General features: G+C 66.0%; 23 protein-coding genes and 1 riboswitch. Of the genes, 17 read left to right on the plus strand and 6 right to left on the minus strand.

Going from position 1 to position 25,303, the window contains the following annotated elements; all coding sequences use genetic code 11:
- Positions 1 to 12 precede the first annotated feature (12 nt).
- Positions 13 to 969: a carbohydrate kinase family protein gene (locus tag ACZ52D_RS19860; RefSeq protein WP_464443648.1), complete on the minus strand. Its 957-nt coding sequence runs from the start codon at positions 967 to 969 to the stop codon at positions 13 to 15.
- Positions 970 to 1,135: 166 nt separating this feature from the next.
- On the opposite strand from ACZ52D_RS19860, the gene ACZ52D_RS19865 reads away from it, so the two are divergent.
- From ACZ52D_RS19865 to ACZ52D_RS19895, 7 genes are all read left to right on the plus strand, one after another.
- The gene (locus tag ACZ52D_RS19865) at positions 1,136 to 2,365 is read left to right on the plus strand and encodes an ROK family protein (RefSeq protein ID WP_464443649.1); all 1,230 of its coding nucleotides are present in this window, start codon (positions 1,136 to 1,138) and stop codon (positions 2,363 to 2,365) included.
- A 67-nt stretch (positions 2,366 to 2,432) separates the two neighbouring features.
- A complete protein-coding gene (locus ACZ52D_RS19870; protein ID WP_464443650.1) occupies positions 2,433 to 3,437 on the plus strand; it encodes a Gfo/Idh/MocA family protein in 1,005 nt (334 codons plus the stop codon).
- A gap of 240 nt (positions 3,438 to 3,677) precedes the next feature.
- The gene (locus tag ACZ52D_RS19875; protein ID WP_222455936.1) at positions 3,678 to 4,931 is read left to right on the plus strand and encodes an ABC transporter substrate-binding protein; all 1,254 of its coding nucleotides are present in this window, start codon (positions 3,678 to 3,680) and stop codon (positions 4,929 to 4,931) included.
- Between the two features lie 123 nt (positions 4,932 to 5,054).
- On the plus strand, positions 5,055 to 5,951 hold the full coding sequence (locus tag ACZ52D_RS19880) for a carbohydrate ABC transporter permease (RefSeq protein WP_222455935.1): 897 nt from the start codon (positions 5,055 to 5,057) through the stop codon (positions 5,949 to 5,951).
- The gene (locus ACZ52D_RS19885; RefSeq protein WP_222455934.1) at positions 5,951 to 6,829 is read left to right on the plus strand and encodes a carbohydrate ABC transporter permease; all 879 of its coding nucleotides are present in this window, start codon (positions 5,951 to 5,953) and stop codon (positions 6,827 to 6,829) included. The genes ACZ52D_RS19880 and ACZ52D_RS19885 overlap by 1 nt, the downstream gene beginning before the upstream one ends.
- Before the next feature lie 4 nt (positions 6,830 to 6,833).
- Positions 6,834 to 7,946 carry an ABC transporter ATP-binding protein gene (locus tag ACZ52D_RS19890; protein WP_222455933.1) on the plus strand — a complete coding sequence of 371 codons (1,113 nt, stop codon included), beginning with the start codon at positions 6,834 to 6,836 and terminating at the stop codon, positions 7,944 to 7,946.
- A gap of 154 nt (positions 7,947 to 8,100) precedes the next feature.
- The gene (locus ACZ52D_RS19895) at positions 8,101 to 9,123 is read left to right on the plus strand and encodes a LacI family DNA-binding transcriptional regulator (RefSeq protein WP_464443651.1); all 1,023 of its coding nucleotides are present in this window, start codon (positions 8,101 to 8,103) and stop codon (positions 9,121 to 9,123) included.
- Between the two features lie 13 nt (positions 9,124 to 9,136).
- Here the strand turns inward: ACZ52D_RS19895 and ACZ52D_RS19900 are convergent, their stop codons facing one another.
- Complete coding sequence (locus tag ACZ52D_RS19900; protein ID WP_464443652.1) at positions 9,137 to 10,075, minus strand: sugar kinase; 939 nt, start codon at positions 10,073 to 10,075, stop codon at positions 9,137 to 9,139.
- A gap of 155 nt (positions 10,076 to 10,230) precedes the next feature.
- Positions 10,231 to 11,247, minus strand: a complete 1,017-nt coding sequence (locus ACZ52D_RS19905) for a nucleotidyltransferase family protein (RefSeq protein ID WP_464443653.1) — start codon at positions 11,245 to 11,247, stop codon at positions 10,231 to 10,233.
- A gap of 240 nt (positions 11,248 to 11,487) precedes the next feature.
- Between ACZ52D_RS19905 and ACZ52D_RS19910 the strand changes: the two genes are divergently transcribed.
- The 5 genes from ACZ52D_RS19910 to ACZ52D_RS19930 all read left to right on the plus strand — a co-directional run bounded on the left by ACZ52D_RS19910 (position 11,488) and on the right by ACZ52D_RS19930 (position 17,188).
- A complete protein-coding gene (locus tag ACZ52D_RS19910) occupies positions 11,488 to 12,384 on the plus strand; it encodes a siderophore ABC transporter substrate-binding protein (protein ID WP_464443654.1) in 897 nt (298 codons plus the stop codon).
- Positions 12,385 to 12,388: 4 nt separating this feature from the next.
- The gene (locus ACZ52D_RS19915) at positions 12,389 to 13,345 is read left to right on the plus strand and encodes an iron chelate uptake ABC transporter family permease subunit (RefSeq protein ID WP_464443655.1); all 957 of its coding nucleotides are present in this window, start codon (positions 12,389 to 12,391) and stop codon (positions 13,343 to 13,345) included.
- Positions 13,335 to 14,279: an iron chelate uptake ABC transporter family permease subunit gene (locus ACZ52D_RS19920; protein WP_369924483.1), complete on the plus strand. Its 945-nt coding sequence runs from the start codon at positions 13,335 to 13,337 to the stop codon at positions 14,277 to 14,279. The genes ACZ52D_RS19915 and ACZ52D_RS19920 overlap by 11 nt, the downstream gene beginning before the upstream one ends.
- Positions 14,276 to 15,028, plus strand: coding sequence for an iron ABC transporter ATP-binding protein (locus tag ACZ52D_RS19925; RefSeq protein WP_464443656.1), 753 nt, complete (start codon positions 14,276 to 14,278; stop codon positions 15,026 to 15,028). Before ACZ52D_RS19920 ends, ACZ52D_RS19925 begins: the two co-directional genes overlap by 4 nt.
- 213 nt (positions 15,029 to 15,241) lie before the next feature.
- A complete protein-coding gene (locus ACZ52D_RS19930; RefSeq protein WP_464443657.1) occupies positions 15,242 to 17,188 on the plus strand; it encodes a TonB-dependent receptor plug domain-containing protein in 1,947 nt (648 codons plus the stop codon).
- 32 nt (positions 17,189 to 17,220) lie between these two features.
- Here ACZ52D_RS19930 and ACZ52D_RS19935 read toward each other — a convergent pair whose 3' ends face one another.
- Entirely contained in the window at positions 17,221 to 17,700 is a 480-nt protein-coding gene (locus ACZ52D_RS19935) for a MarR family winged helix-turn-helix transcriptional regulator (protein ID WP_464443658.1), read from the minus strand.
- 130 nt (positions 17,701 to 17,830) lie between these two features.
- Here ACZ52D_RS19935 and ACZ52D_RS19940 point away from each other — a divergent pair, with 130 nt between their 5' ends.
- The 5 genes from ACZ52D_RS19940 to nrdF all read left to right on the plus strand — a co-directional run bounded on the left by ACZ52D_RS19940 (position 17,831) and on the right by nrdF (position 22,235).
- Positions 17,831 to 18,115 carry a DUF2218 domain-containing protein gene (locus ACZ52D_RS19940; RefSeq protein WP_464443659.1) on the plus strand — a complete coding sequence of 95 codons (285 nt, stop codon included), beginning with the start codon at positions 17,831 to 17,833 and terminating at the stop codon, positions 18,113 to 18,115.
- A 63-nt stretch (positions 18,116 to 18,178) separates the two neighbouring features.
- Positions 18,179 to 18,370, plus strand: a riboswitch (cobalamin riboswitch).
- A gap of 101 nt (positions 18,371 to 18,471) precedes the next feature.
- Entirely contained in the window at positions 18,472 to 18,693 is a 222-nt protein-coding gene (gene nrdH, locus ACZ52D_RS19945) for a glutaredoxin-like protein NrdH (RefSeq protein WP_222455922.1), read from the plus strand.
- A gap of 4 nt (positions 18,694 to 18,697) precedes the next feature.
- Complete coding sequence (nrdI, locus tag ACZ52D_RS19950; protein ID WP_464443660.1) at positions 18,698 to 19,114, plus strand: class Ib ribonucleoside-diphosphate reductase assembly flavoprotein NrdI; 417 nt, start codon at positions 18,698 to 18,700, stop codon at positions 19,112 to 19,114.
- Positions 19,096 to 21,228, plus strand: a complete 2,133-nt coding sequence (gene nrdE / locus ACZ52D_RS19955; RefSeq protein WP_464443661.1) for a class 1b ribonucleoside-diphosphate reductase subunit alpha — start codon at positions 19,096 to 19,098, stop codon at positions 21,226 to 21,228. Before nrdI ends, nrdE begins: the two co-directional genes overlap by 19 nt.
- A gap of 29 nt (positions 21,229 to 21,257) precedes the next feature.
- On the plus strand, positions 21,258 to 22,235 hold the full coding sequence (gene nrdF / locus ACZ52D_RS19960) for a class 1b ribonucleoside-diphosphate reductase subunit beta (RefSeq protein ID WP_464443662.1): 978 nt from the start codon (positions 21,258 to 21,260) through the stop codon (positions 22,233 to 22,235).
- 68 nt (positions 22,236 to 22,303) lie between these two features.
- Here the strand turns inward: nrdF and ACZ52D_RS19965 are convergent, their stop codons facing one another.
- Together ACZ52D_RS19965 and ACZ52D_RS19970 are read right to left on the minus strand one after the other, a co-directional pair.
- Positions 22,304 to 23,716 (minus strand): M20 family metallopeptidase, encoded by a 1,413-nt coding sequence (locus ACZ52D_RS19965; protein ID WP_464443663.1) that lies wholly within the window; start codon positions 23,714 to 23,716, stop codon positions 22,304 to 22,306.
- A complete protein-coding gene (locus tag ACZ52D_RS19970) occupies positions 23,713 to 25,293 on the minus strand; it encodes a gamma-glutamyltransferase (protein WP_464443761.1) in 1,581 nt (526 codons plus the stop codon). Before ACZ52D_RS19970 ends, ACZ52D_RS19965 begins: the two co-directional genes overlap by 4 nt.
- Positions 25,294 to 25,303 lie beyond the last annotated feature (10 nt).

Consider the following 25,303-nt stretch of genomic DNA (forward strand, 5'->3'; position numbering starts at 1 on the left):
ACCCGCGAGCGCTTAGGCTGTGCTACTTCCCGCAGTCCCTGCATCCAGTTCAGCTGCCCAGGGCGGGTTGGCACCGGAACGTGAGACATTGATCGCCGCGACGCGTGCGCCGAGAGCCAAGGCGCGCTCCAGACCCTGTGTACACAGGGTCTTCAGGCCACTTTCCGCCAGATGTCCCTGCTGCCAAAGACTGGCGAGAACGCCAGCGTTGAAGGTATCCCCGGCGCCAACCGTGTCCACCACCGTAACCCGCGGGGCGGCAACCTGCACCGGGTCGTGGCCGGACAGGTAGCCGACGGCACCGGCGCTGCCGCGGGTGACGATCACCAGCGCCGGACCACGCGCCTGCAGCTGCGCTGCCTTGTCGGCCTCGTGGGTGCCCTCGGGGATCAACCAGTCCAGATCCTCGTCCGAGACTTTGACGATATCGGCATGGCGCAGCATCCGGTCGAGCCGTGCGCGATAGCTGGCGGAATCACGGATGAAGGCGGGACGGATGTTGGGATCCAGCATCACCGCGCGGTTTTCGCCCTCGCGTTCGAGAAGCGCAGCATAGGCTTCGGCACCCGGTTCGCAGGCCAGGCTGATGCCGCCGAAATACAGCGCGGTCACGCGGTCTGGCAGCTTCGGCATGTCGGCGGGGGTCAGCATGCGCCCGGCGGAATTCTCATCAAAGAAACTGTAGCTGGCGTGGCCATCGCGCAGTTGCACAAAGGCGAGGGTGCTGGGACGATCACTGCTCACGCAGAGCGCGGTGTCCACCTGGCTGTCGTGTAGAGCCTGGCGCAGCTTCTGGCCGAAGAGGTCGGTCGACAGGCCAGTGACCATGCCGGTGTCTATTCCCAGACGTCCAAGAGCAATTGCAGTGTTGAACACCGCACCGCCGCAATTCGGCACATAGGCCTCGACCCCGTCTTGGGTCGGGGCGGGGATCATGTCGATCAGAGCTTCGCCACAGCAGAGGATCATGAGGGCACCTTTCGAAGTCACACGGGTCACGGTCGCACACACTGCTGTACTGCAGGCATGTGATTCCGCGAAACCAAGCCGCAAGGCGATGGACTTGTCAATTAGTTTATGAACTTTACAAACTAATCATTGACGTATTAACCTATGGTTGAGTGGAGGAAGATTCATGGCGGGACCGATGGTCGGCGGCAGCGGGGCGGGCGTGGATGCGGGGGTGAACCAGCGCGGCATCCGCGACCACAACGCACGGCTGATCCTGTCGATTCTGCATCGCGAACGCGCGGTGGCGGGGGCGGAACTGGCGCGCCGAACCGGGCTGTCGCGGCCGACCGTCTCGACCATCCTGCGGGAGCTGGAGGAGGCGGGGCTGCTGCGCCGGGGCGAGCCGCAGCGGGGCAGGGTGGGCAAGCCCTCCGTCCCGATGGAACTGGTACCGGAGGGCGTCTTCTCCTACGGGCTGAAGATCGGTCGGCGCAGTGCCGAGCTTTTGTTGCTGGATTTCACCGGCGGGGTGCGGGACCAGTTGCACCTGGCCTATGACTACCCGCTTCCGGAGGTGGTCTTTGGGTTCCTCGAAACCGGTATCGCCCGGCTGGGCGCGACGCTGAGCGAGGACGCGCGTGCGCGGATCTGCGGCATCGGCATCGGCACGCCCTTTGAGTTGTGGAAGTGGCATAACCTCACCGGCCCGACGGCGGAGCGGTTCCGGTCGTGGAAGGATGTCGATTTCGCGCGCGAGGTGGCGGCGTTCAGCGATCTGCCGGTCACGGTGGTGAAGGACACCACCGCGGCCTGCCAGGCGGAGCATCTGTTCGGTCGGGGCCGCATGTTGCGGGACTATGCCTATTTCTTCATCGGGGCCTTCATCGGTGGCGGCGTCGCGTTGAACGGAACCGTGCTGAAGGGGGCGACCGGCAATGCCGGGGCGCTGGGGTCTTTGGGGGCTGCCGGGGGGCAGGGCGGTCGGCGCCAGCTGGTGGACACGGCCTCGCTGCACCTGCTGGCCACGCAGCTGGAGGAGGCGGGGCTGGACGCCAGCCGGTTGTGGCAGCGGCCGCCGGACTGGCGCGGCCTGGAGCCGGCGCTGGAGCCCTGGCTGGAGCAAACCGCGTCGGAGCTGGCGGCGGCCTGCCTGTCGGTCTGCGCGGTGATTGATTTCGAGGTGATCCTGATCGACGGCGCCTTGCCGTCGGCGGTGCGTGCGGATCTGGTTGCGCGGGTGCGCCGCCGGATCGGGGCGTTGGATGCGCGCGGGCTGATCCTGCCACGGATCGAGGCGGGCGAGGTCGGGGCGAATGCGCGGGCCATCGGGGCGGCCTGCTGGCCATTGCTGGAACAATACCTGCTGAACAGCCACGCAGGCGCCGCCGTGGCGGCTGCGGAGGGGCGCGGGTGAGGTCAAAATAGAACGGTCTGCGCCCGCGCCGTTGGTTGGGCTGCGCCGCAACAGGGAGGTTGAGACGATGAATTGGGCACTGATCGGGGCAAGCACGATTGCCAGCGAAAACATGATCGGGGCCATCCGGTCCCAGTCCGGTGCGCAGATCGGCTGGGTCGTCAGCGGCTCTGCCGAGCATGCCGCCAGCTATGCCGAGGCGCATGACATCCCGCGCTGGACGGTGGACCTGGCCGAGGCGCTGGCGGATCCGCAGGTGCAGGCGGTCTATATTTCCTCGACCAATGAAAAGCACCATGGGCAGGCGCTGGCGGCGATTGCCGCGGGCAAGCATGTGCTGTGCGAAAAGCCGATGGCGCTGAGCCGCAGCGAGGCCGAGGAGATGATCGTCGCGGCGCGCGATGCCGGGGTGGTGCTGGCGGTGAACCATCACCTGCGCAGCTCGGCGGCCATCAGGGCGATCCGGAAGCTGCTGGACGACGGGGCGCTGGGGCAGCTGCGGTCGATGCGGATTTTTCACGCCGTTGCCTTGCCGCGGCATCTGTACGGCTGGCGGCTGGACCAGCCCGCGGCCGGTGGCGGGGTGATCGCGGATATCACCGTGCACAACGCCGACACGGCCCGCTTCCTGTTGCAGGAGGACCCGCAGTTCGTGGTGGCCGAAAAGGCGATGACCGGGCTGGGGCAGGGGGTGGAGGACTCCGCCATGTCGGTGTGGACGATGCCCTCGGGGGTGATGGTCTACAGCCACGAGAGCTTTACCCATCCCTTTGCCAGAAGCGGACTGGAGATCCACGGCAGCGAGGGGTCGCTTTATGCGCGCGGCGTCATGCAGGAGGGGCCGGACGGCGCGATCGAGCTGGTGACGGCGCAGGGCAGCCAGCCGGTCTCGTATGAGTGGCGCGGCGCCTATGATGCGGTGGTGGCGGATTTCATGCAGGCGGCGGCCGAGGGGCGCGCGCCTGCGGCCAGCGGCGTGGACGGGCTGAGATCGCTGATGGTGGCGGAGGCGGTGCGCCGGGCGGCGATGACCGGCAAACGGCAGGCGCCGGAATATGGCGATCTGACATGACCCGGATGGCGGCGGGCAAACAGGGTGTGAGGCTTGGAAGAAAGGATATCCTGAAGTAGCGTTTCAGAGGCGGCGGCGCTGGGGAGGCGCATCTTGCCGCACGCGGGGCCGGATCAGCCTCGCCCCCTCTTTCGGGGCGCGGGGCGGCCAGAGACGGGATCGGTGCCGCGGGGCCGGAACCGCACGAGCATAAGACAAAAAGTACAATAAAAACAACGCATCAACATGGAGGAGATTGATATGCGTAGGTTTATTGGAAGATCAACTGCACTGGCGGCGACGTTGCTGGCAACCACCAGCCTCGCGCAGGCGGCGGACGTGGAGGTGCTGCATTGGTGGACCTCGGGCGGGGAGGCCGCGGCGCTGAACGTGTTGAAGGATGACCTGGCGGACCAGGGCATCGGTTGGGTCGACATGCCGGTGGCCGGCGGCGGTGGCGAGGCGGCGATGACCACGCTGCGCGCCCGGGTGACGGCGGGCGATGCGCCGACCGCGGTGCAGATGCTGGGCTTTGACATCCAGGACTGGGCCGCCGAGGGCGCGCTGGCCAACCTCGATGACGTGGCCAGCGCCGAGGGCTGGGACGCGGTGGTGCCGGCGGCGCTGCAACGGTTCTCGAAATATGATGGCCATTGGATCGCGGCGCCGGTGAACGTGCATTCGACCAACTGGGTCTGGGCCAACAAGGCGGTGATGGACGAGCTGGGCATCGCCGAGCCGAGCAGCTGGGACGAGTTCATCGCGGCGATGCAGAAGGTCAAGGACAGTGGCCGCACCGCGCTGGCGCATGGCGGCCAGGCCTGGCAGGAGGCGACCATCTTTGACGGGGTGGTGCTGTCGACGGGCGGTGTCGATTTCTATCGCAAGGCGATGGTCGACCTGGACCCGGAGGCCCTGGGCTCGGACACCATGAAAGAGGTCTTCGACCGCATGGCGACGCTGCGCGGCTTCGTGGATGACAACTTCTCGGGGCGCGACTGGAACCTGGCCTCGGCGATGGTGATCAATGGCGATGCGGCGTTCCAGATCATGGGGGACTGGGCCAAGGGCGAATTCCTCAACGCGGGCAAGGTGCCGGGCGAGGATTTCCTGTGCTTCCGGGTGCCGGGATCGGCGGGCATGGTCAGCTTCAACTCGGACCAGTTCGCATTGTTCGAGGTGCAGGACGAGGAAGCCAAGAAAGCCCAGGCCGCGATGGCGAGCGCGGTGATGTCGCCGGAGTTCCAGTCGGCCTTCAACGTGGTCAAAGGGTCGGTACCGGCCCGCACCGACGTGTCGGACGAGGCCTTTGACGATTGCGGCAAGAAGGGCATGGCGGATCTCGCGGAGGCCGCGGAGTCGGACACGCTGGTCGGCTCGATGGGCCATGGCCACGCCAATCCGGCGGCCGTCAAGAACGCGATGTATGACGTGGTGACGGCGCATTTCAACGGCGAGTTCGACAGTGAAGCCGCGGTTGAGGAGCTGGTCAACGCCGTCGAGGCGGCGATGTGATCGCAGGCGGGGGCGGCGGCGCGTGCCGCCGTCTCCTTGCGACCGGCCTGCGGGTGGCGGGGGCCACCTGCGTGTTGATTTTTCAGAACATGGCCGCAGCCTGGCTGCGGACAAGGAGGAGCCATGGCGCATCCCGCTACCAAGGCGGATCTTCGCACGCGTCTGCAGGACTGGCTGCCCAAGCTGGTGCTGTCGCCATCGCTGGCCGCGATGCTGGTCTTTGTCTACGGGTTCATCATCTACACCGTCTATCTGAGCTTCACCGACTCCCGGATGCTGCCAAGCTACGACTGGGTCGGGATTGAGAATTACGTCAAACTGTGGGGCTTGCGGGCCTGGTGGACCGCGGTCATCAACCTTGGCATCTTTGCCAGCCTCTACATCCTCATCTGCACGCTGATCGGGCTGACGCTGGCGATCCTGCTGGACCAGAAGATCCGCGGCGAGGGGACGCTGCGGCCGATCTACCTGTATCCGATGGCGCTGAGCTTCATCGTCACCGGCACCGCCTGGAAATGGATCATGGACCCCGGCATCGGGCTGGAGAACACCATGCATCTGTGGGGCTGGGAGAGTTTCGAGTTCAACTGGATCAAGGACCGCAACATGGCGATCTACACGGTGGTGATCGCCGCGGTGTGGCAGACCAGCGGTTTCGTGATGTCGATGTTCCTGGCGGGGCTGCGCGGCATCGACAACGAGATCCTGAAGGCGGCGCAGATCGACGGGGCCTCGAACTGGAGTCTGTACCGGCGCATCGTGATCCCGCTGCTGCGGCCCGCGTTCCTGTCGGCCTTCGTGATCCTCGCGCATCTGGCGGTGAAATCCTATGACCTGATCATCGCGCTGACCGGTGGTGGGCCGGGGCGGGCCACCGAACTGCCCGCGACCTTCATGTATTCCTATACCTTCACCCGCAATTCGATGGGGATCGGTGCGGCCTCGGCGGTGATCATGCTGATGACCATCGCGGCGATCATGACCCCCTATCTCTATGCCGAATTGAAGGAGAAGACGTGATGGCCGTTGCTGAACAAGACACTGCCGTTCGCACCGGGCGCGGCACCCGGATCTTCATCTATGGCATCCTGCTGCTGTTCGCGCTGTTCTACATGATGCCGCTGTTCGTGATGGTGGCGAACTCCCTGAAGCCGCTGCCGGAAATCACCGGCGGCAACATGATGGCGCTGCCCGAGACCTGGACGGTCGAGCCCTGGCTGAAAGCCTGGTCCACGGCCCAGATCGGGGTCGAGCCGACCGGCCTACGGCCCTATTTCATCAACTCGATCCTGATGGTGGTGCCCGCGGTTGCGATCTCGACCATCCTCGGCGCGCTGAATGGCTATGTGCTGACGAAGTGGAGCTTTCGCGGCGACAAGATCATCTTTGGCCTGTTGCTGTTTTCCTGCTTCATCCCGTTCCAGATCGTGCTGATCCCGATGGCGAACCTGCTGGGCAAAATGGGGCTGGCGGGGTCCATTCCGGGGCTGGTGCTGGTGCATGTGGTCTATGGCATCGGCTTCTCGACGCTGTATTTCCGCAACTACTATGCCGTCTTCCCGACCGAGCTGGTGCGCGCGGCGATGATTGACGGCGCCGGGTTCTTCCGCATCTTCTGGCGCATCATGCTGCCGGTGTCGGGGCCGATTGCCGTGGTCTGCGTGATCTGGCAGTTCACCAACATCTGGAATGACTTCCTGTTCGGTGCGTCCTTTGGAGGTCAGAGCCAGCCGATGACGGTGGCGCTGAACAACCTGGTCCAGTCCTCGACGGGCGTGAAGGAATACAACGTCCATTTTGCCGGCGCGATCCTCGCCGCCCTTCCCACTCTTCTCGTCTACATCGTCGCCGGGCGCTATTTCGTGCGCGGGCTGATGGCAGGCTCCGTGAAAGGATAAGCCCATGGGGTTTCTTGATATTCGCAATGTCACCAAATCCTACGGCCTGGTGGAGGTGCTGCACCAGGTCGATATCGAGGTGGAGGAGGGCGAGTTTCTCGTGCTGGTCGGCCCCTCCGGCTGCGGCAAGTCCACGCTGCTGAACATGATTGCGGGTCTGGAGAGCATCACCTCGGGCGATATCGCGATCAATGGCCGGGTGGTGAACGGGGTGCATCCGTCCAAGCGCAACATCGCGATGGTGTTCCAGTCCTACGCGCTCTACCCCAACATGACGGTGGGGCAGAACATGACCTTTGGCCTGGAGATGCACGGCGTGCCGAAGGCCGAGCGCGAGGCGGCGCTGGCGGATGTCGCGCGGCTGCTGCAGATCGAGAATCTGCTGGACCGCAAGCCCGGCCAGCTGTCCGGTGGTCAGCGGCAGCGGGTGGCGATGGGGCGGGCGCTGGTGCGCAACCCGGATGTGTTCCTGTTTGACGAGCCCTTGTCCAATCTGGACGCCAAGCTGCGCGTCGACATGCGCACCGAGATCAAGAAGCTGCATGAAAAGCTGAAGACCACCATCGTCTACGTGACCCACGACCAGATCGAGGCGATGACGCTGTCGACCCGGATCGCGGTGATGTATCAGGGCTATGTGCAGCAGCTCGGCACCCCCAAGGAGATCTACGACACGCCCGCCAATGTCTATGTGGCGACCTTCATGGGCAGCCCGGCGATGAACGTGGTGCCCGCGCGGGTGGGCCAGCACAACGGGGTGCCGCATGCGGTGGTCACGACCCAGGATGGGCGGGCACAGGCGCTGCGCTTCAGCCAGCCGAACATGGCCGCCTGGGAGGGGCGCGAGATCCTGCTGGGGCTGCGCCCCGAGGCGATCACCGACCCGGAGGGCGCGGACCGGAACTCCGCCAACATTGTCGGGCTGAGCAACCGGATCGGGGTGACCGAACCGGCGGGGGCCGATACATTCGTGACAATGGAGCTTGGCGGCAGGGATGTGATCGCGCGCATGCGGGCGGATGCCAATGTCGCGGCGGGGCAGGAGTTCTCCTTTGCCGTCAACATGGAGAAGGCGGTGGCCTTTGATCCCGAGACCGAGAGGCGGATTGCGCCGTGACGGCAGCGGGGGCCGCAGGGCAGGGCGGAAATGGGGTGAGGCAGAGCGCCGCCTTGCGCCCGACCTTGCGATTGAAGATGCAGCGGTGCCGGGGTAACAGCCGCGCCGGGGACCGGATGCCGCTTGGCGGCCACAGAGCAGGGTAGCAGTCATCATGGCACGCAGACCGACGATCATCGATGTTGCGAAACAGGCCGGCGTGTCGAAGTCGACCGTCAGCCTGGTTCTGCGCAACAGCCCTTCGGTGCGCGAGGAGACCCGGGCGCAGGTGCGGCAGGCGATGGCGGATCTGGGCTATGTCTACAACCGCGCGGCGGCCACCATGCGGATGGCGAACGCCGGGTTGATCGGCCTTGTCATCAACGAGCTGCGCAACCCGTTCTTTGCCGAGTTCGCCACCGCCCTGCAGATGGCCCTGGCCGAAAAGGGATATGCGGCGGTGATCGCCAATGCGGGCGAGGATGCCGGGGTGCAGCACCAGGTGGTCGGCTCGCTGATTGAACACGGGGTGTCGGCCTTCATCCTGTGCCCGGCCTATGGCGAAACCACGGCCACCTTCGATGCGATCGCGCGGGCAGGCGTGCCGGCCATGCAGATGCTGCGGCAGGTGGACGACAGGTTGGAGCAGTTCCCCTTCATGGCGCCGGACTACCACGCCGGTGCCCGCATGGCGGCGCGCCACCTGGTCGAGCAGGGCGCCCGCAAGGTGGCGTTTGTCGGGGGGCTGGAAGGGCGCGCGGTGACGCAGGAGCGCGAGGCCGGGTATCGCGACGAGATGCAGCGGGCCGGGCTGGCGCCGATCGTGCTGACCGGCGACTCGACCCGCGCCTTTGGCCGTGCCAGTGCCGCGCAGTTGCAGCGGACACAGCCCGATGTGGATGCGGTGCTGTGCTTCAACGACCTGGTGGCGCTGGGGATGCTGGCCGGGTTCAGCCAGCAGGGACGCCGTGTCGGCGAGGACATCCTGGTCTGCGGCTTTGACGATATCGAGGAGGCGGCGCAGAGCCATCCCGCCTTGTCATCGGTTCACTGCGACATTGCCAGCATCGGCGGCCTTGCCGCGCAGACCGTGGTGCGGTGGCTGGAAACCGGAGAACAGCCGGCCCCGAGCACGCGAACCCCGGTCGGGCTGTCGCAGCGCCAGTCCAGCGGCGGCGCGGCGACCGGGGCGGGCTGAGCGCGCCGCCGGATCAGTCGGCGGCGGGAAGGCGCGGCACGCTGCCCGCGGGCAGGCGCGCCCCGAGATGGCGGATCACCTCTGCGGACATGGCCTGGCCGTGGCGCACGGCAGCACCGGGGGCATGGCCGAGGATGCGCGCGGCGAGGTAGCCCGCGTTGAAGGCATCGCCGGCCCCGGTGGTGTCCCGGATGCCCTCGACCGGGGGGGTGTCGATGCTGTCATCGCCGTCGTCGCTTCGCAGGACAACCGGCCCGGCCCCGTTCTTGACCACCACTTCGCGGACGCCGAGGGCCGACATGCGGTCGAGCACCGCCTGCGGATCCGGGTCCTGCCAGTTGGCCTGTTCGTCGTCAAAGCTGGGCAGGGCGATGTCGGTCACTTCGAGGAAGGCGGGAATGGTCTCGCGCACCTCGGCCACCGAGGACCACAGCGCGGGGCGGATGTTGGGATCAAAGGAGACTTTGGTGCCGTGTCTGCGGGCCGTTGCCAGCGCGTCCAGCAGGTTCTGGCGCGCGTTGGCCGACAGGATGGCAACGGTGATGCCAGAGAGGTGGATCAAGCCGGTGTCCGCAAAGGTCTGCGCCAGCCACTGCGGGTCATCGGCGAGGTGGCGGGCGGCCGACTGGCCGCGCCAGTAGTGAAAACTGCGCTCGACGCCGTCAAGCTCGATCAGGTAGAGGCCCATGGTGCGCTGCGGATCGCGGGCGAGCGCGCTGGTGTCGAGCCCGTCGGCGGCGAGGCTGGCGGCAAAATCCGACGACAGCGGGTCCGTACCGATGCGTGACGCAAAGGCGGTGGTCGCGCGATCGGTCAGCGTCTGTGACAGGTGCCAGGCCGTGTTGAACGTATCGCCGGCAAAGCCGCGCCGGTACTGGTCGCCGCCGATCGGCGCCATTTCGACCATGGCTTCGCCGATGGCGACCACGCGGGCAAAGGGAAAACCTGTCATCGGGTACCTCTGTTGGTTCAGGTCGGCGACCGTGCCAGGCACCGTGCCAAGCTTATTATGGAACGTTCCATGGTGGCGTAGTATGCGGCCGCGGTCTTGTCAACTGCCGCGGGGGACCGGTCGCTGCGACGGTGTGACCGGACCGCGGCAAAGGGTTACAGCGCGGTCAGCCGCTCCAGGCTGTCCGGCATCTGCGCCAGTGTCTCGTCCAGTCGGCGGCGCCAGGCGGGGCCGTTTTCGCGGGCCTCTTCATAGGCTTCGGCCAGGTCCTGGGGGCGGGTTTCGGCCAGCACCTCGATCAGGAAGGCGGCCTGGGCGCGGTCCTTGCGCGCCTTCAGGTCTTCGGCGCGACCGCGGCGGCGGCTGGCGACGATCAGCTTGTGGATGGCGAACCGTTCTGGGCGGGGCACCTGTACCAGGACACCGCTGCGGTAAAGAAGCGGCACCTGCACCGGCTCGGCGATGAGGTAGTTGAGGTAATGCAGGCTTTGGGCGCAGACCCCCAGTGCGGGCAGCTCCCGCAGGCCTTCCTCGGCGCTGAAGGAGGGGGTGAGAAATTCCACCAGCGTGGAGCGGTCCGTCTGGCGCCAGCGCCAGGTCCGGCCCGGCTCCAGCGCGGGCAGGGGGTCGAATTTCAGTTGTGAGAAGACGTCCGCCAAGGGTTCGTCCACCTGGTCCTGAAGCGCCACGGACAGGCGTTCGAAGCTGGCGATGTCGATGTCGTCGGTCATTGCAGATTGGTCAAAGCCGATACGCACGCCCAGCTCGCCCTCGTAGAGGCGAAAGGCATGGGTGCCGACCAGGGTGCCGCCGAGCCGGAATACCCCGGCCCGCGCCATTGCCATCAGCACCTGCCCGGTCTGAGCATCCGGCATCAGGTAGCCCTCGGCCCGCAGCACTCGCATCAGCCGGGCCCGCTCGCGCTCGCTGGCCTTGGCCTGGCGGGTGATTTCGGCCTGCCGTTCGAGCCGCGCGCGCAGCTCTGGCGTGTCTTCGCCGATGTACCGGTCGACCACGTCATTGCCGAGCCGGTAACGGTCGTACCAGTAGTGCTTGTTGCCGATGGCCTTGCGCTGGGGGCTGCCCCTGAGGGTGCCGAGGCTGCTGTCGCGCAACAGGCGCAGGAGATCGGTCCAGGCGGCGACAGCGATGGCGCTGTGGGGGTGGATCATGGCGCTTACCCTACAAAGTATTTTTTGTAGGGTAATACAGTTGGCGATCTTACCCAACGAAAAATTTTTTGTGGGGTAGGGTTTCTGCAGGGGACGCCTGTGTTCGCCGGAAGCGGCAAAGGTGAATGGGATATGGTGTTTCGCGGCGGTCTGTGGCAAGGAAGCGCCAGCCAGTGACATGCCGCAGCATGGCGCAAGCCTGAAATCCTGACAAATTCTGTATTTCCAAGGGGGCCATCCATGGTTTTCCGTACGCTTGCCTGTGCCGTTTCGTTGATGGTGGCCACGCCGCTGCTGGCCGAGACCGTCACCGTCGATACCTTCCGCGGCCCTGCCGAGGCGCCGTTGAAACCCGAAACCGTCGCCGTCTTTGATGTGGCTGCGGCGGACACGCTGACGGCGCTGGGGGTGCCGATTGCCGGAACGCTGAACGCGCTTTACGTGGACTACCTGGATGAGGTGGCGGAGACGGCGGCCGACCTGGGGACCTTCTGGGAACCTGACGTCGAGTCGTTGCACGCCATGGCGCCGGATCTGATCGTGGTGGGCAGCCGCAGCTCGGACCAAGTGGAGCCGCTGTCGAACATCGCCCCGGCGATCGACATGACCGTCAGCTATGACACCATTCCGGACGCGTTGGCCCGGCTTGCGGCCTATGGCGAGATCTTCGGCCGCCAGGAGCAGGCCGCGGCGCTGCGGGCCGAGTTCGAAGCCCGGCTGGCGCAGGCAAAGGCCGCCGCGGCGGGCAAGGGGACGGCATTGGTGGTGATGACCAACGGCCCCAAGATCTCGGCCTATGGGCGCGGCGGGCGCTTTGGCTGGCTGCATGACAGCGTCGGCCTGTCCGAGGCCGCGCCGCAGATCGGCGAGTCGGTGCATGGCGAAAGCATCTCGTTCGAGTTCATTCAGGAGACCAACCCCGACTGGCTGATCGTGGTGGACCGGCTGGCCGCCATCGGCCGTCCGGGCGAGAGCGCGGCGGCAACGCTGGACAACGTGCTGGTGCGGGAAACCAAGGCCTGGCAGGCGGGGCAGGTGGTCTATCTGAACGCCGCTGACATCTATATCGCGGGCGGCGGCATCCAGTCGATGAACCGCACCCTGGACCAGCTGACCGCGGCGTTCGAAGGCCGCTGAGCCGGTGGCCCGCGCAACGCTGATTGCCCTTCTGGCGCTGCTCGCGCTGGTCTGCGCCTCGCTGCTTGCGGGCGTGGCGGGGCTGGACGCGCGGGCGCTGCTGACCTCCGGCGAGGGCTGGGAGCTGATCCGCGACAGCCGCCTGCCGCGCACGCTGGCGGCCTTGCTGACCGGTGCGGCGCTGGCGGTGGCGGGGCAGATCATGCAGCTGATCGCGCAGAACCGCTTTGTCGAGCCGATGACGGCCGGCACCGGCCAGAGCGCGGTGCTGGGCATCCTTCTGACCTCGGTGCTGCTGCCGGGGGCGGCGCTGCCGGTGAAGATGGCGCTGGCGGCGCTGACCGCGCTGGCGGGCAGCCTCGGCTTTTTTGCCATCACCCGGCGGCTGCCGCCGACCCAGCCGCTGCTGGTGCCGCTGGTGGGGCTGGTCTATGGCGGCGTGATCGGGGCGGCCACGGCCTATGCCGCCTTTCAGGCCGACATGCTGCAATACCTGGAAATCTGGCTTGGTGGGGAATTCTCCGGCACCATGCGCGGCCGCTATGAGCTGCTGTGGCTGGCCGGGCTGGCGGCGCTGGCGAGCTACCTAGTGGCGGACCAGCTGTCGATCCTGGGCCTGGGCGAGGCGGTCAGCCTGAACCTGGGCCTCAATTACCGGCAGGTGGTGCTGGCGGGGCTGGTGGTGATCGCGCTGGTCTCCGGGCTGACGGTGGTGACGGTGGGGATGATCCCCTTTGTCGGGCTGGTGGTGCCTAATCTGGTCAGCCGGCTGGCCGGCGACAACCTGCGCCGCAGCCTGCCGGTGACGGCGCTGGCGGGGGCGGCGCTGGTGCTGGCCGCGGACCTGGCCGGGCGGCTGCTGATCCACCCGTTCGAGATCCCCGCGGCGACGGTGATCGGCATTCTGGGCGCCGCTGTCTTCTTGTGGATGCTCTATGGCCGGGGGGCGCATGCTGCGTAACCGGATGCTGCTTTTGGCGCTGGCCCTGCTGGCCTGCTGTCTTGCCTACCTGTTCACGGGGGTGAAGGGCAGCTGGGAGTTTGCGTTGATGTTCCGCGGCCAGAAGCTGGCGGCGCTGTTGCTGGCGGGCACTGCGCAGGCGGTGGCGGCGGTGCTGTTTCAGACCATCACAGGCAACCGCCTGCTGACGCCCTCGATCATGGGGTTCGACGCGCTCTATATCCTGCTGCTCAGCGGCATGGTCTTTGCCATGGGCGCGCAGCAGTTTCTGCTGCTGGACCGCCAATGGGTGATGGCGGGGAGCGCGGTGTTGATGTGCGGCGCCGCGCTGGCGCTGTTCGGCGCGGTACTGAGGGCCGGGCGCGGCGACCTGATGCGGATGGTTCTGACCGGGGTGGTTCTGGCGGTGATGCTGCGATCGATCACCAGTTTCCTGCAGCGGGTGATCGACCCGAATGAATACGCGGTGGTGCAGGCGGCGTCTTATGCGCGGTTTTCGCGGGCCGAGACCGACCTCGTGGCGATTGCCGCGCTGCTGTGCCTTGTGGCGCTGCTGGCAGCCTGGCGGATGCGGTTCCGGCTCGACGTGCTGGCGCTGGGGCCGGTGGCGGCGGTGTCGCTGGGCGAGGATCCGCAGCGCGGCCAGTGGCAGGCGCTGCTGGTGATCTCGCTGCTGGTTTCGGTCTCGACCGCGCTGGTGGGGCCGGTGGCGTTCTTCGGGCTGCTGGTGACGGCGCTCACCTATCTCGTGCTGCCGACCCACCGCCATGCGGTGCTGCTGCCCGCCAGCGCGATGATGGCCGGGGTGGTTCTGACCGGCGGCCAATGGGTGATGGAGCGGGTGATGCATCTCAGCACGCCGTTGAGCGTGGTGGTCGAATTCCTGGGCGGGCTGGTGTTCCTGGCGTTGTTGCTGAAAGGGCTGAAACAATGATCGAGATTCAATCCGTCAGCCACCGGATCGGTCCGGCGCAGATCCTGACCGACGTGTCACTGCGGCTGGAGCGCGGCGGGGTGATCGCGCTGGCCGGGCCCAACGGGGCGGGCAAGTCGACGCTGTTGTCGCTGATCGCCCGGCTGCAGCCGCTGCAGCAGGGGCAGATCCGGGTGGACGACATGCAGCTGGGCCGATGCGACGACCGCGCGCTGGCGCGCAAGCTGGCGATCCTGCCGCAGCAGGTGAACGCCTCGAGCCGCCTGACGGTGCGCGACCTGGTCGGCTTTGGCCGCTATCCGCATCATCGCGGCCGCCCCACGGCCGCGGACCGCGCCCGCGTCGAAGCGGCGCTGGCGCAGTTCGACCTTGGGCCGCTGGCGGACCGCCAGCTGGAGACGCTGTCGGGCGGCCAGCGCCAGCGCGCCTTCGTCGCCATGTCCTATGTGCAGGATACGGATTTCCTGCTGCTGGATGAGCCGTTGAACAACCTCGACCTTGCTGCCGCCCGCAGCCTGATGGCGCAGCTGCGCCAGTTGGCGGACGACCAGGGGCGCACCGTCGTGATCGTGCTGCATGACATCAACTATGCCACCGCCTATGCCGACCGCATCGTGGTGCTGAAGGGGGGACGCGTGGTTGCGGACGGTGCCCCGGCGGAGACCGTGACGGCGGCGATGCTGGAGCAGGTCTTTGGCACCGCGGCCCCGGTACACAGCGTCGGCGGTCGCCCGGTGGTGCTGGTCTGATCGCAGCGCGCGCCTCGTTCACGAGACCAGAGCAGACCAACCCTGAGCGGAAAGACAACGGCAGGCAGGCGCCGGGGCAGGGGGCTGAAACGCGGTGCGCCATTAACATGCACTTGCATGTCAAGGGGAAACTGCCTAAAAGCCGGGTGAACCGCCTCGCCAGCCCCGTTTCAGGGCAAGCCCAGCACGCAACCTGAAACTTGGGGAACTACCATGGCCGCCTTCACCGCGCCGCGGGCCCGCCTTTTGTGCGGCACCGCTCTTACCTTTTTGACCGCTTTGCCCGCCGCGGCGGAGCAAACGACATCCACCGTCCTGTCGCTGGACCCGATCGTGGTGCGCCAGCAGGACCCGGTCGGCGATGCCGCTGACCGCGACAATTCGGTCTACGTGGCCGACGCCGAACTGGACCGGGCGCGCTCCGGCGACCTGAAGGACGTGTTCAGCGGCATCGCCTCTGTCTCGGTTGGGGGGGCGATCCCGATTGCGCAGAAGATCTTTGTCAACGGCATCGACATGCTGAACCTGACCGTGGCGCTGGACGGGGCCTTGCAGAACAACCGCGTGTTCCACCACGTCAGCGCCAATGCCTTTGACCCCGGTATCCTGAAATTCGTTCGCGTCGACCCCGGCGTGGCTGCCGCCGACACCGGCCCGAATGCCGTGGCCGGCGCGGTCATCATGGAGACGGTCGATGCCGCGGATGTGCTGGCCGATGGCGAAACCTTCGGTGGCACTGCGCGGCTGAGCTACGGCGACAATGGTGCGACGTTCAGCCGGTCGCTGACGCTGGCCACCCGTTCGGGCGGTTTCGAGGCGCTTGGCTATCTGAAATCGGCCACCGGCGACGATTACGAGGACGGCTCGGGCAACGTGGTGCAGGGCACCGCCGCGGATCTGCAAAGCCGCCTGCTGAAGCTGGCCTATGAATCCGACACCGGCCACCGGCTGGAGCTGACCGGCCAGCAGATCAGCGATGATGCGATCCGCCCCTACCGCTCCAACATCGGCGAGGTGATCGGCGGGCGTCCAGTTCCGCTGACCCGGCGTTACGACACTGAACGCACCACCTACAGCCTGCGCTACGAGAGCACGATCGACACAGGCATGTGGGATCCCGAAGCGGTGCTGGGCTATTCCGAGGCCGACGTGCGGGTGCCGGAACCCTATGGCAGCAAGGGCGTCTCCAGCACCCTGTCGGCCAAGGTGCAGAACACCTTCCACCTGTCGCAGCGCAGCACCATCGTTGCCGGTCTGGACTATTACGACCGGGAGTCCGAGTACTCTGACCCCTCCACCAGCGGGCTGCGTGAAGCTGCCGACAACATCGGCCTGTTCGCCCAGGCCCGGCTGGAGCCTTCGGACCGCTGGAAGCTGTCGGCGGGCCTGCGGTATGACTGGCAGGACTTCACCGGCTCTGGCGGCCAGGAGCTGAGCGTGTCCGGTGCCAGCGGCAACCTGTCGGCGCGCTACAAGGTGACGGACGCGCTGTCGCTGCGGGCGGGGTATTCGAGCGTGTTCGGCGGCATCCAGCTGGAAGACAACTACGTCTTCGATCCGGGCTGGACCTATGCCGGGCTGGAAAGTTCGCGGGCCGAGAATTTCAACCTCGGCGTCGACTGGAGCGCGGGCAATCTTACGCTGGGGGCCGAGGTCTTTCGTACCGAGGTCGAGAATGCGCGTGAAAATTCGGGCAACATCGATTTCCAAAGCGAAGGCTACAGCCTGGGCGCGACCTACGGCTGGCTTGGTGGTTTCGTGCGCCTGAGCTTCACCGACAGTGACATCGAGCTCAACGGCGGTTCCACCGGCAGCTACGAGGCGCGCGATCTGGGGGCGCCGCTGGGCCAGGTGCTGGCATTGCAGATCCAGCAGGAACTGCCGCAGTACAGCCTGCTCGTGGGCGGCAGCCTGGATCTGGCCCGCGACTACGACACCGGCGGAGCGGGCACCCAGGAGCTGGACGGCTATGAGGTCGTGAACGTCTTCGCCGAATATACCCCGCCGTCGCTGAACGGCGTGACCCTGCGCGCCTCGGTGCAGAACCTGTTTGACGCGGACTACGCCGACCGGGCCACCTATGGCGGTGAATATGCTTCGATCGTGCCGCTGAAGGAGCCGGGACGCACCTTTATGATCGAGGCGGTCGCGCGGTTCTGAGGATCAGCCGTGAAGCCGCCTGCGGCGCGGCTTCACGGCAGCAGCTTGATCAGCAGGCGCGACAGGGCATAGGCCTCCTCGGTGGTCAGATGCTGGCCGATCTCGGTCTGCATCGCTTCCCAATAGGTTGGCCAGATCTTCGCATGCAGCCCGGCGCCGCGGTCGGTGAGAAAGAGGATCTGCTTGCGCCGCCCGTCGGCGATGAATTCGCGCCGCAGCAGCCCGTCCTTTTCCATCCGGGCCACATGTCGGGAGAGCGCGTATTGCGGCACGAACAGCTTGTCCTCCAGCGCCGCCATCGGCTGGCCGTCGGCACCGGCGCGCTCCAGTTCGAGCAGGATCTCGTACCAGATCGGGTCATTGATGCCATGGCTCTTCAGCGCCCGCGCGATCCGCGGGTGGAACTTGCGGTGGGCGCGCATGATGTTGAACCAGGCGCGGTTGTAGGCAATCGCTTCGTCGTCGTCTCCGAAGAAGGCGGCGTTCGGCGAGGGGCCGGGGCGGGTGGTCATGGTCGCGTCCTTTCAGGTGGCACCAATGCAAACGCCCAGAACGCAGACCAACGCCGGGCGCGGCGTGTTGAAACGGTTTAAAATCAATATCTGCCAGTATCTTGGCTATTATCAATTCTAAGGAGCAGCAATGCAAACACGCGCGGTTTTCCACTCGGCGCAGGCCGCAGGCCTTTATACGCGCCTCGTCCGCCATTTCGGTCACAAGATCCCGGTCGTCGAGAGCCCGGAGGGGGCGGAGCTGCAATTCGTCTGCGGTCTGGCGCAGCTGCGCCATGACGCGGATCGGCTGAGCATTCACGTCACGTCCGCGACCGCGGCCGAGCTGGCGCAGACCTGCGAGGTGGTGGAAAGCCATCTGCTGCGCTTTGCCTTTCGCGAGGACCCGGCCCCGCTGGTGTGGCACCGGGGCTGAGACCCGTGCGGCTTTTCCTGTGGATATCGAAAACAACATATTGACGGGTGGCTAGGGTATAACCCTATATGGAGTGGCTTTGGTGCCTGTGATTCACATCAGAGGCTAAGAGGGAAACCGGTGCAATTCCGGTGCTGCCCCCGCAACTGTAAGCGGCGAGTCAAACCCCATATGCCACTGGCGCACCGGCGCCGGGAAGGCGGGCCAGACGTCGGAGCCGCAAGCCAGGAGACCTGCCAGGGCTGATGAGACGTGAACCACAGGCGGCGGGCCTGGGTGCGTGGACCGGCCTGCCCCCTGCAGCGCCGCCCGTGACCCTGTCCCCTTGTCCGCAACAGCAGATAGGGACCAGACCAATGACCATCACCGTGTATTCCAAACCGGCCTGCGTGCAATGCACCGCCACCACCCGCGCGCTGGATGCGCGCGGGCTGGCCTATGAGGTGATCGACCTCAGCGAGGACAGTGCGGCGCTGCAGAAGGTGCAGGACATGGGCTATCGCCAAGCGCCGGTGGTGGTCGCCGGGGAGAGCCATTGGGCGGGCTTTCGCCCCGACATGATCGCTCGCCTGGCCTGACGCCGTGGCGGGGCTGGTCTATTTCTCCAGCGGCTCCGGCAATACCCATCGCTTTGCCACGCGGCTTGGCCTTGCGGCCACGCGCCTGCCGCTGCGCCACGGCGACCCGCTGCCGCAGATCCTCGCGCCCTTCGTGTTGATCTGTCCGACCTATGCGGACGGGCAGGGGCGCGGCGCCGTGCCCAAGCAGGTGATCCGGCTGCTGAACCAGCCGCCCCTGCGGGCGCTGCTGCGCGGTGTGATCGGCGCGGGCAACCGGAACTTTGGCGAAACCTTCGCGCTGGCGGGCGACGTGATCGCCCGCAAATGCAATGTGCCGGTGCTGTATCGCTTTGAATTGGCCGGCACCGAAACCGACATCGCCCGCGTTCGCGCCGGGCTGCAGAAATTCTGGGGGACGGAATGCTCGATTCCAGCGTAACCGGCGAGCGCGACTATCACGCGCTGAACGCCATGCTGAACCTTTATGATGCGGAGGGAAACATCCAGTTCGAGGCCGACCGGGAGGCGGCGCGGCAGTATTTCCTGACCCATGTGAATCAGAACACCGTGTTCTTTCATTCGCTGGATGAAAAACTGGGGTATCTGGTTGAGGAAGGCTACTACGAGGCTGAGGTGCTGGAGCCATATGACCGCGCCTTCCTGCACCGGATCTGGGACGCGGCCTATGCGCATAAATTCCGCTTTCCGACCTTCCTGGGCGCTTTCAAGTATTACACCTCTTACACGCTGAAGACCCGCGATGGCGGCCGGTACCTGGAACGCTACGAGGACCGCGTGGTGATGGTGGCGCTGACGCTGGCGCGCGGCGACGAGGCGCTGGCGCTGCGGCTGATGGAGGAGATCATCACTGGCCGCTTCCAGCCCGCCACGCCCACCTTCCTGAATGCCGGCAAGAAGAGCCGGGGCGAGCTGATCTCCTGCTTTCTTCTGCGGCTGGAGGACAACATGGAAAGCATCGGCCGCGGCATCAACTCGGCGTTGCAGCTGAGCAAGCGCGGCGGCGGCGTGGCGCTGATGCTGACCAACATCCGCGAACATGGTGCGCCGATCAAAGGCATCGAGAACCAGTCCTCCGGCGTGATCCCGGTGATGAAACTGCTCGAAGACAGCTTTTCCTACGCGAACCAGCTGGGCGCGCGGCAGGGGGCGGGGGCGGTTTACCTCAACGCGCACCACCCTGATATTCTGCGCTTCCTCGACACCAAACGCGAAAATGCGGATGAGAAGATCCGTATCAAGACCCTGTCACTGGGCGTGGTGATCCCCGACATCACCTTTGAATTGGCGAAGAAAAACGAGGACATGTACCTGTTCTCGCCGCATGATGTGGAGAAGGTGCACGGGGTGCCATTCTCGGAGATTTCGGTCAGCGAGCGCTATCACGAGCTGGTCGATGATCCGCGCATCCGCAAGCAGAAGATCAATGCCCGGCAGTTTTTTCAGACCCTGGCGGAGATCCAGTTCGAGAGCGGTTATCCCTATATCATGTTCGAGGACACGGTGAACGCCGCCAATCCGGTGGCCGGGCGCATCACCATGTCGAACCTTTGTTCGGAAATCCTGCAGGTGAACGAGGCGTCGGAGTTCAATGACGACCTCAGCTACAAGCACCTGGGCACGGATATCTCCTGCAACCTCGGCTCGATGAATATCGCCAGGGCGATGGATGGCGGCGATCTGGCGGCCACGGTGGAGTCCGCCGTGCGCGCGCTGAGCGCGGTGTCGGAGATGAGCGCGATCGACTCGGTGCCCTCCGTGCGGCGCGGCAATGACGAAAGCCACGCGATCGGCCTGGGGCAGATGAACCTGCACGGGTTCCTGGCGCGCGAGCACATTCACTATGGCAGCGCCGAGGGCATTGATTTCACGAACATCTACTTTTGCGCCGTGTTGTATCACGCGCTGCGGGCCTCGAACAAAATCGCGCAGGAGAAGGGCGAGGTGTTCAAGGGGTTCGAGCGGTCGACATATGCCGATGGCAGCTTCTTTGACGATTACGTCAGCGCCGACTGGATGCCGGAAACCGATCGGGTGAAACAGCTGTTTGCCGAGGCAGGCATTGCCATTCCCAGCCGCGCGGACTGGCAGGCGCTGAAGGCCGATGTGATGCGGCAGGGGCTGTATAACCGAAACTTGCAGGCGGTGCCGCCGACCGGCTCGATCAGCTATATCAACAACTCCACCTCCTCGATCCATCCGATCACGTCGAAGATCGAGATCCGCAAGGAGGGCAAGATCGGCCGCGTCTACTACCCCGCGCCCTACATGACCAACGACAACCTGGAATTCTACCAGGACGCCTATGAAATCGGGCCGGAGAAGATCATCGACACCTATGCCGCGGCCACCCGCCATGTGGACCAGGGCCTGTCGCTGACGCTGTTCTTCAAGGACACGGCGACCACCCGCGACATCAACCGCGCCCAGATCTACGCCTGGAAGAAGGGCATCAAGACCATCTACTACATCCGCCTGCGCCAGATGGCGCTGGAAGGCACCGAGGTGCAGGGCTGCGTGTCCTGCTCGCTGTGACGGTTCGGACTGACTGAGGATTTGACGAGATGAGAGACCTTCCCACCGCCCGTGCCGTGCCGCGCGCGATCAACTGGAACCGGTTGCAGGACGACAAGGATCTGGAGATCTGGAACCGGCTGACGGTGAATTTCTGGCTGCCGGAAAAGGTGCCGCTGTCCAATGACATCCAGAGCTGGTCGCAGCTGAAACCGGAGGAACAGCAGCTGACGATCCGGGTGTTCACCGGGCTGACCCTGCTGGACACGATCCAGAACACCGTCGGCGCGCCTGCCTTGATGCGGGATGCGCAGACCCCGCATGAAGAGGCCGTGCTGACCAACATCGCCTTCATGGAAGCGGTGCATGCGCGCAGCTATTCCTCTGTGTTTTCAACCCTTTGCCAGACCGCCGAGGTGGACGAGGCGTTTCGCTGGTCGGAGGAAAACGAGCACCTGCAGGCCAAGTCGCGGCTGATCCTGGATGAATATGACGCCGCCAGCCACCCGCTGAAGAAGAAGATCGCCAGCGTGTTCCTGGAGAGCTTCCTGTTCTATTCCGGTTTCTACCTGCCGATGCACTGGTCGAGCCGCGCCCGGCTGACCAACACCGCCGACCTGATCCGACTGATCATCCGCGACGAGGCGGTGCATGGCTATTACATCGGCTACAAGTATCAGCGCGCGCTGGAACGGCTGGATGGCGCCCAGCAGCAGGAGTTGAAGGATTTTGCCTTCTCGCTGCTGTTTGACCTTTACGACATCGAGGGGCGCTATACCGAGAGCCTTTATGACGGGTTGGGGCTGACCGAGGATGTGAAGCACTTCCTGCATTACAACGCCAACAAGGCGCTGCAGAACCTGGGCTACGAGGGGCTGTTCCCGGATGAGGTCTGCGCGGTGAACCCGGCGATCATGTCGGCGCTGTCGCCCAACGCCGATGAAAACCATGACTTCTTTTCCGGCTCCGGCTCATCCTATGTGATCGGCAAGGCGGTCGCGACAGAGGATGAAGACTGGGATTTCTGATCCCTGTCGCCGCGCCCCCGCCAAGGGGGCGCGGCGTGTGTCCAGCGGGGCCGGGCGGGCCTGCCTGCCTAGTGCGCGCGGCGGGTGCCCGTGGCAGTGGCAGCGGCCAGATCCCAGAACAGCCCGGCCATGCAGCGCAGCGCGTCGCGGCAGACCGGTTTCAGAACATGTTCGTTCGGCGCGTGCTGGGAGCAGCCGCGATAGGAATGCGGAATCCAGACCGTCGGCAGCCCAAGGATGTCGGCAAAGCTGTCGTTGGGCAGCGATCCTGCGAGGTTGGGCAGGATATGGGGCGGTTTGCCCGCGGTCTCAGCCAGCGAAGCGGCGGTGAAGGTTACCCAGGGATCGGTCGGATCCAGCCGCGTGGCGCGGAAGAAGCCGCGATCATGGGGCACGAGTTTCACCGTCTCGAACCCGTGGGCGTCCAGATGGCGGCGCAGCGCGGGCAGGATGTCCTCGGGGTCGGTGCCCACCACGTAGCGCAGCTGGCAGGTGGCGCGGGCGTAGGGTGCGATGGCATTGACCGGCGCCTCCGGCACGCCGCTGGTCATCGCCAGCACCACAAAGGCATTCCAGCCGAACACCCGCTCTGCCGGGGTCAGGCTTTCCTCGCCCCACTCGGTGTCAATGCTGGGGCCGTCGCCGCCCTCCAGCGGCAGCCCGTCAAGGGCCGCGCGCACGCTGTCGGTCAGGCTGTCGGGGCGCCATTCCGGGATCTGGATCTGGCCGCGGCGGTCGCAGATGGTGGCCAGCGCATGCGACAGGATGATCGCGGGATCGGCCAGCAGGCCGCCCCAGTTGCCGGAATGATGCGCGCCCTCGCGCAGGTCCAGCTCCAGGTCAAAACTGACACCGCCGCGCGAGCCCATGAACATGGTCGGCGTGTCCGGCTGCAACCGCGGCCCGTCCGAGGCGATCAGCACATCGGCCTTGAGACGGCTTTTCTGTGCTTCAAAGAATTCAGACAGCCCGGCCGATCCGGTCTCCTCGGACATCTCCACCACGATTTTCACGTTGAAGCCAAGGCGTCCGCGCTCGGCCAGGACCGCTTCCAGCGCGGCGATGTTGATCAGGTGTTGGCCCTTGTTGTCGGCGGTGCCACGGCCATAGAGCCGGTCGCCTTCCTCGACCAGCTCAAACGGCGTGAGACCTTCGCGCCATTGCTCGGTCTGGGCGCGGATCACGTCGCCATGGCCATAGGTCAGGATGGTGGTCAGCGCCGGATCCTCGATCCGCTCGCCCACCAGCAATGGCCCGCCCGACGGGTCGGGGTTGTCAAAGATTTCGCAGGCAAAGCCCGAGGTTTCGAGCCGCGGCTGGATCACCTCCTGCAAGTAGCGCAGCAGGGCGGGGGCGGCCTCGGGGTTCTGGCTTTCGGTCGGGTGGGCGACCCAGGCGGCGAGGTCGGATTGGAACGTGCCGTCGTCGAAATAGCGGCTGGCGCGCGCGATGGCGCCGCCGCGTCCGGGATCTTGGCTCATGTGGTCTCCGTCTTCTCAGGGATGGCGTCGCCCCAGGGCGACATGATTTCGGTGCAGCCGCTGTTGCGCCCGTTCTGGCGCAGCACGCCCGCCGGGCAGGCGAAGGCATAGGGAAACACGGTGCGGCGGGTCGTGGTGACCGGGTGGCTGGCACGCAAGGCGGCCAGCACATCGGCGGGCAGGCTATCGTCGGCCACGACCATGTCGCCTCCCGAGACATCGATGCGCGGATGGTGGAAGGCGGCCTCCGCATCCATGCCGAAATCGGCGACAAAGGACGACAGCTGCGTCATCGCCGAGACGATCTTGCGCCCGCCCGAGGCGCCAAAGGCAAAGCGTTTGCCATCCGCCTTGCCCAGCACCGGGCAGACGTTCATCAGGCAGCGCTTGCCCGCCGCCAGGGAGTTCGGCTTGCCCGGTTCCGGGTCGAACCACATGATGCCGTTGTTCATCAGCAGACCGGTCTGCGGCGACACCACGCGCGAGCCGAAGATCGACAGCAGCGTCTGGGTCTGCGACACCATGTTGCCGTGCCGGTCGACCACCGAGAAATGGGTGGTGCAGCCCGGCGCATTGGCATCCTCGCCATCGTCGCCCATGCCCGCCAGCCGCTTGGCATAGGCCGATTTCAGCGCCGCGGCATAGGCGGCAAAGGCCTCGGCGCCGGGCTGGTCACCGGGGGTGAAGGCCGTTTCCAGATGCGCCAGCGCATCGCGGAAGGTCGGCCCGGCGGTCAGCCCCGGCATCACGTCAAAGCGGGCCGCGCGGTAGTCGAAGGACAGCGGGTCCAGCAGCTCGGCGTGGTAGGATTTGAGGTCTTCGAGAGACAGGAAGCCGCCCTTGGATTGCACGTCGGCGGCCATGGCGGCGGCGATGTCGCCCTCGTAGAAATCGCGCGGGCCTGCCTCGGCCAGATGGGCGAGGGTTGCCCCCATGCGGGACATGTCGATGCGCTTGTCGGACAGGCTGGTCCAGCCTGCAATGGTGGGCCATTGGCCGTCCTCCAGGAACAGCGCCGCTGCGTCGCGGTCCTGTGCCAGCGCGCGGGTGGCGGAGGCGATGATCAGCGCCGCGTACCAATCCACGTGCAGTCCTTCCTGCGCCAGCGCGACGGCGGGCTTCAGCAGGTCGTGCCAGGGCATCCGGCCAAAGCGGGCATGGGCCTTGGCGTTGCCGTCGACGGTGCCGGGCACGGCGATCGCGGTTGCGCCCTGCACGTTGCGGTCGTCCACCACCTTTTCCCAGGGGAAGAGATCGCCCGCCTTGCCCTCGCCCGACAGCGGGTAATGGGCGACGTCCAGCCCCTGCGGCGCGCGCATGCCATAGTTCAGCGCATAGGCGCGGCCCTCATCGGCGCGCCACAGCATGGCGGCACCGCCGCCTGCCGGGCCGCTCATCCACGGCTCGACCACGCCGATGGCAAAGGAGACCGCCACCGCGGCATCCACGGCATCGCCGCCCGCCGCCAGCACCTCGGCGCCGATGCGCGCGGCGCGGCTGTGCTGGGCGGCAACCACGCCGTATTCGGTTTCGATCACGGTTTTGCGCGTGATCTGGGTTTCGGAAAGGCTTGTTATCATCGCTGTC

It is taken from the genome of Leisingera sp. S2M4 (assembly GCF_055398055.1).

Excerpts from the sequence above, each read along its gene's own strand:
- ACZ52D_RS19860 (WP_464443648.1), bottom strand. The coding sequence starts at position 969 with ATGATCCTCTGCTGTGGCGAAGCTCTGATCGACATGATCCCCGCCCCG.
- ACZ52D_RS19865 (WP_464443649.1), top strand. The coding sequence starts at position 1,136 with ATGGCGGGACCGATGGTCGGCGGCAGCGGGGCGGGCGTGGATGCGGGG.
- ACZ52D_RS19870 (WP_464443650.1), top strand. The coding sequence starts at position 2,433 with ATGAATTGGGCACTGATCGGGGCAAGCACGATTGCCAGCGAAAACATG.
- ACZ52D_RS19875 (WP_222455936.1), top strand. The coding sequence starts at position 3,678 with ATGCGTAGGTTTATTGGAAGATCAACTGCACTGGCGGCGACGTTGCTG.
- ACZ52D_RS19880 (WP_222455935.1), top strand. The coding sequence starts at position 5,055 with ATGGCGCATCCCGCTACCAAGGCGGATCTTCGCACGCGTCTGCAGGAC.
- ACZ52D_RS19885 (WP_222455934.1), top strand. The coding sequence starts at position 5,951 with ATGGCCGTTGCTGAACAAGACACTGCCGTTCGCACCGGGCGCGGCACC.
- ACZ52D_RS19890 (WP_222455933.1), top strand. The coding sequence starts at position 6,834 with ATGGGGTTTCTTGATATTCGCAATGTCACCAAATCCTACGGCCTGGTG.
- ACZ52D_RS19895 (WP_464443651.1), top strand. The coding sequence starts at position 8,101 with ATGGCACGCAGACCGACGATCATCGATGTTGCGAAACAGGCCGGCGTG.
- ACZ52D_RS19900 (WP_464443652.1), bottom strand. The coding sequence starts at position 10,075 with ATGACAGGTTTTCCCTTTGCCCGCGTGGTCGCCATCGGCGAAGCCATG.
- ACZ52D_RS19905 (WP_464443653.1), bottom strand. The coding sequence starts at position 11,247 with ATGATCCACCCCCACAGCGCCATCGCTGTCGCCGCCTGGACCGATCTC.
- ACZ52D_RS19910 (WP_464443654.1), top strand. The coding sequence starts at position 11,488 with ATGGTTTTCCGTACGCTTGCCTGTGCCGTTTCGTTGATGGTGGCCACG.
- ACZ52D_RS19920 (WP_369924483.1), top strand. The coding sequence starts at position 13,335 with ATGCTGCGTAACCGGATGCTGCTTTTGGCGCTGGCCCTGCTGGCCTGC.
- ACZ52D_RS19925 (WP_464443656.1), top strand. The coding sequence starts at position 14,276 with ATGATCGAGATTCAATCCGTCAGCCACCGGATCGGTCCGGCGCAGATC.
- ACZ52D_RS19930 (WP_464443657.1), top strand. The coding sequence starts at position 15,242 with ATGGCCGCCTTCACCGCGCCGCGGGCCCGCCTTTTGTGCGGCACCGCT.
- ACZ52D_RS19935 (WP_464443658.1), bottom strand. The coding sequence starts at position 17,700 with ATGACCACCCGCCCCGGCCCCTCGCCGAACGCCGCCTTCTTCGGAGAC.
- ACZ52D_RS19940 (WP_464443659.1), top strand. The coding sequence starts at position 17,831 with ATGCAAACACGCGCGGTTTTCCACTCGGCGCAGGCCGCAGGCCTTTAT.
- nrdH (WP_222455922.1), top strand. The coding sequence starts at position 18,472 with ATGACCATCACCGTGTATTCCAAACCGGCCTGCGTGCAATGCACCGCC.
- nrdE (WP_464443661.1), top strand. The coding sequence starts at position 19,096 with ATGCTCGATTCCAGCGTAACCGGCGAGCGCGACTATCACGCGCTGAAC.
- nrdF (WP_464443662.1), top strand. The coding sequence starts at position 21,258 with ATGAGAGACCTTCCCACCGCCCGTGCCGTGCCGCGCGCGATCAACTGG.
- ACZ52D_RS19965 (WP_464443663.1), bottom strand. The coding sequence starts at position 23,716 with ATGAGCCAAGATCCCGGACGCGGCGGCGCCATCGCGCGCGCCAGCCGC.